At 70.5% G+C, this 3,915-nt stretch carries 3 protein-coding genes; 1 reads left to right on the forward strand and 2 read right to left on the reverse strand.

The genetic code is table 11. The annotated features are described in order from the left end of the window. Nucleotides 1–1,030: glycoside hydrolase family 28 protein (locus tag D1825_RS00900; RefSeq protein ID WP_118765643.1), on the reverse strand; the 1,030-nt coding region annotated here is incomplete at its 3' end. Between the two features lie 30 nt (nt 1,031–1,060). Further along, nucleotides 1,061–2,326 carry an ROK family transcriptional regulator gene (locus tag D1825_RS00905; RefSeq protein WP_118765644.1) on the reverse strand — a complete coding sequence of 422 codons (1,266 nt, stop codon included), beginning with the start codon at nt 2,324–2,326 and terminating at the stop codon, nt 1,061–1,063. 230 nt (nt 2,327–2,556) lie between these two features. Between D1825_RS00905 and D1825_RS00910 the strand changes: the two genes are divergently transcribed. Further along, nucleotides 2,557–3,873: an ABC transporter substrate-binding protein gene (locus D1825_RS00910; RefSeq protein ID WP_199721442.1), complete on the forward strand. Its 1,317-nt coding sequence runs from the start codon at nt 2,557–2,559 to the stop codon at nt 3,871–3,873. The last annotated feature ends 42 nt before the right edge of the window (nt 3,874–3,915 follow it).

Raw genomic sequence — 3,915 nt, forward strand, 5'->3', positions numbered from 1 at the left:
CGGAGCCGATGTACGCGCCGTTCTCGGAGCGGCACAGGATGTTGCGGAACCGCACGTTGCGCAGCCGGCCGACCGCGTCGTGCCACGCGCCGACGTTGACGTAGATCGGCTCGCCGTGGCCCCACCAGCCGCGGTCGAAGTGGCGGGTCTCGACGATGCAGTCGGAGAACAGGATGTTCTCGAAGTTGCCCTCCTGGCCCAGGTTGACGGCGAGGCCGCGGTGCGACGAGCGGATCACGCAGTTGGAGACGACGACGTTGCGGATGTCCGCGATCGCGTCGACGCCCACGACGACGGCGCTCGAGGTCGACTGCAGCGTGCAGTTGGTGATCGTGATGTCCTCGGTCGGACCCAGGTCGGGGAACTCCTCGCACGTCTTGAGCGAGATGGCGTCGTCGCCGCAGGAGATCTCGCAGTCGCTGATCCGCACACGACGGCAGCGGTCCAGGTCGATGCCGTCGGCGTTGGGGTACTTCAGGTCGCTGTCGATCGTGATGGCGTGGATGACGACGTCCTCGCAGCCGGACAGCCGCACGCACCACAGGGCCGCGTCGGTGAACAGCACGTCGCGGATCGTGACCCGCGTGCAGCCGATGAGGAACACGGTGAAGGGCCGCTGGTTGGGGCAGCGGTAGATCGTGCCGAGGTCCTCGGCGATGAACGCCCGGCCCGCGCCGTCGATGCGGCCCGCACCCGTGATCGCGATGTTCGTGGCGCCGTTCGCGGTGATGAGCGCGAGCGCGGAGTCGTTCTCCGCGTTGACGACGCCGGCCGACAGCGCGCCGACCTCCAGGCGGGCCGTGTAGGCCGCGGGGTCGCCCGAGCCGGCGAGCACGGCACCGCGCTCGACGTGCAGCTCGACGTTCGATCGCAGCTCGATCGAGCCCGTCAGGAACGTGGCGCCAGCCGGGACCAGCACGGTCCCGCCGCCGCCGGCGTGGGCCGCGTCGATCGCGGACTGGATCGCGGCGGCGTCGTTGGTGGTGCCGTCACCGGTCGCTCCGTGCTCGCGGATGTCGAAAGTGGGCATGACGAAGTCCTCTCACTGCTGGGAAGAAGGTCAGGCGCGAGCGGCGTCGGGCTGCCGCAGGGCGTGGGGGGCGGGCAGGGTGCGGACCGCGGTGCTCAGGGCGCGGGCCGACGAGGCGCGAGGTGCGAGCTCGCTCTGCAGCACCAGTGCTGCACCACCGACCGCGGCTGCCTCTGCCGCGTGGGTGGAGATGACGACCTCGATCGCGTGGCTGGTCCGCGCGAAGAAGGAGCGGTCGAGCTGGGCCTGGATCGCCGGGACGTACAGCGACCCGGCGTGGGCGAACGACGGCCCGGTCAGGACGATCCGGTCGAGGTCCATGATGTTGGCCAGCGCCTGCGCGGCCAGCGCGACGTACCGCGCCGAGCGCTCGATGATGCCGGCGGCGGGCTCCTGGCCGACCATCGCGGCGCGGGAGACGGCCGCGAAGTCCTCGGCGATCCCGATGTCCGGCAGCGCGAACCCGGCCGCGCGCGCGGCGGCCACCACGGCGGCAGGTCCGGCGAGCGCCTCGACGCACCCCTGGCTTCCGCACCAGCAGTCCGGCCCGTCGATGTCCACGCAGATGTGGCCGATCTCGCCGGTGTTGCTGCTCGCGCCGCGGTACAGGTCGCCGTGCACCATCACGCCGGCGCCGATGCCCGTGCCCATGTAGAGCGCCGCGAAGCACGTCGAGGCCTCGCTGCTGCCGGCCCAGTACTCGCCCACGGCCGCGGCGGTCGCGTCGTTCTCGAGCATCACGGGCAGCCCGGTCGCGCGCTGCAGGGCGTCGGCGAGCGGGAAGTCGGTCCACGCGTGCATGACGGGCGGCGTCAGCGCCATGCCCGCGGCGCCCGTCAGCGGCCCGGGGGAGACGACGCCCAGGCCGACGATGCGGTCGGGATCGACGCCGACCTGCGCGACGAAGGTCGCGAGCTCGGCCGCGATGCGCCCGACGACCGCGCTGGGCTCGTCGGCCCCCGCACCGGGACGCCGCCACCGCCCGACGATCGCGCCGCCGAGGTTGGCCAGCACGTACGTGATCCCGGCGTGGTCCAGGTGGATCCCGACCGCGTAGCGCGCGTCGGGGTCGAGCGAGAGCAGCACGGCGGGCTTGCCGCCGGTCGACTCGGCGCGGCCGGTCTCGACGACGAGGCCGTCGTCGATGAGCCGGCGCACGACGGTGGAGATCGTTGCGCCGGTCAGGCCGGTCGCCCGCGTGAGCTCGACGCGGCTGATCTGGCCCGCGCCCCGGATCACGTCGAGGAGGGCGGCACGGGTGGTCACGTGCGCCACCCCGCCCGAGCTGGTGCTCATGGTTGCCCTCGTTCCTCGACATCGTCGTCGTTCGTCCGGCCGGAGCGACGCACGGCGCTCACGGTAACGGTTGTGCATCGTCGGGCGTGTGATCCGACTCACTGGTTGACTTACTTTAGTCACCGATCTAAGAATGTCCACCAGGAGGTTGGGTCGGTCCCGCGGCCCACGGCGAAGACGCCCTTCCTGCGTCGGCACGTCGAGGTGCCGACCCGTCGAGAGGATCATCGATGTTCCACACGCGACACATGCGGATCGCCGTGGCTGCCGCCGCGGTCGTCACGCTCAGCCTGACCGCCGCTTGCTCGAGCGGCGGCGACGACGACACGAGCTCGGACGGAGGCAGCGCCAGCGCCGGCGCGCCGTCGGGCGACATCCTGGTGCTGACCAACCGGACCGACCTCGTCGACACCACGTTCCAGGACTACAAGAAGACCTTCGAGGCCAAGTACCCCGACGTGAAGGTCAAGTTCGAGGCCCTCACGGACTACGAGGGCGAGGTCAAGACCCGCATGAACACCAAGGACTACGGCGACGTCCTGCTCATCCCCAACAGCGTCTCGGTCGCGGACTACCCCGACTTCTTCGAGCCGATCGGCAAGACCGACGAGCTCGCCAAGACCTACAGCTTCGTCAACGAGGCAGCCGTCGACGGCACCGCCTACGGCCTGGCGACCTTCGGCAACGCGAACGGCGTCGTCTACAACAAGGACGTCTTCAAGGCCGCAGGCATCACCGCGCTGCCGACCACGCCGCAGGAGTTCGTCGCCGACATGCAGGCGATCAAGGACAAGACCGACGCCGTGCCGTTCTACACGAACTACAAGGACGGCTGGCCGCTGACCTGGCCGCAGAGCTGGATGGGTGCGGTCTCGGGCGACAAGGACGCCCTGGTCAAGATGGCGACCGACGACGCGCCGTGGGCCGACGGCAAGGAGAAGGCCACCGTCGACTCCCTGCTCTTCGACGTCGCCAAGGCGGGTCTCATCGAGGAGGACCCGACGACGACCAACTGGGAGAACTCCAAGAACCTCATCGCGACCGGCAAGATCGGTGCGATGGCGCTCGGCTCCTGGGCCGTGCCGCAGATGCAGGACGCCGCGACGAAGGCCGGTGCCGACCCGGCGTCCATCGGCTTCATGCCGCCGCCGTTCCTCGTCGACGGCAAGCCCGTCTCGCCCGTCGGCGGCGACTACAAGCTCGCGATCAACGTGAACTCCGACCACAAGGCCGCCGCGCGCGCCTGGTTCGACTGGTTCATCAACGACTCGGGCTTCTACGACCTGGCCGGCGCGCTGCCGACGGTCACGGCCAACCCGGCGCCCGCCAACCTCAAGGACTTCGAGGCCACGGGCGTGCAGTACCTGGAGATGACCCCCGAGGCCAAGCTCTCGGCCATCGACAACCAGGCCGAGATCGGTCTGGGCCAGCCCGACTACTACCGCCAGCTCGTCGACGCGGGCCGCGGTGCCTCGAAGGACACCAAGGAGTCGATCTTCGAGGGCCTGGACACGAAGTGGGCCGCGGCTCGCGCCTCGGTCGGCTGACCTGATCCCCGCGCCGCGCGGGTCCCTGACCGGACCCGCGCG

Origin of the sequence: Cellulomonas rhizosphaerae (assembly GCF_003470205.1) — a bacterium.
GTDB lineage: Bacteria > Actinomycetota > Actinomycetes > Actinomycetales > Cellulomonadaceae > Cellulomonas > Cellulomonas rhizosphaerae.

Coding starts and splice junctions, on each gene's coding strand:
- D1825_RS00910 (WP_199721442.1), top strand. CDS start 2,557: ATGTTCCACACGCGACACATGCGGATCGCCGTGGCTGCCGCCGCGGTC.
- D1825_RS00905 (WP_118765644.1), bottom strand. CDS start 2,326: ATGAGCACCAGCTCGGGCGGGGTGGCGCACGTGACCACCCGTGCCGCC.